Annotated in this window: 1 protein-coding gene; it reads right to left on the reverse strand. The window is 48.8% G+C overall.

Annotated features, from left to right (window positions below; all coding sequences use genetic code 11):
• Window positions 1-473: hypothetical protein (locus tag DVK06_RS18590; protein WP_199718775.1), on the reverse strand; the 473-nt coding region annotated here is incomplete at its 3' end.
• Window positions 474-518: the final 45 nt, after the last annotated feature.

Below are 518 nucleotides of genomic sequence, written 5' to 3' on the forward strand. Positions count from 1 at the left end.
TCCGGCAGCGTAAGGACGATGTCTTCGGAACAATTGAACTGCTGATAAGGAAACCGCAGCCTGCGGATATCCGCCTGAATCGCATGAAACGAAATCACCATCACCTTTTTATAGGCCGCGAAAACGTACTCTGCAAACCGAGCAATATCCCGATCGCTGATCCGGACTACCTCATTGAACACCTTTACTTTCGCACCCATGCGTACGAACAGAAAGACGGTAACAATCTTGTTTCCTTCCCGAACCACATAGGTGCTCGTATTACCGGCAAGCGAGCCGTACACTCGAAACTGCAAAAGAGATGAAAAAATATTTTCATACAACTTCACGAGCGCATGCTCGACGAACGGTGGAATCTCATTGTCGTAACATGCAATCGTGATTGCTTTTGATTCCGCTGGTCGATTCAGCGCAGTTTCTTCAACCGGAACGCCTGTCGTGTCCCACATCTTGGCCGCGGACGTCCGCTTCATTCAACTTCCTCCATCAACCACACCAACGCATGGCAAAAATCTTCT

Source organism: Halorubrum sp. Atlit-28R (assembly GCF_003665955.1).
Lineage (GTDB): Archaea > Halobacteriota > Halobacteria > Halobacteriales > Haloferacaceae > Halorubrum > Halorubrum tropicale.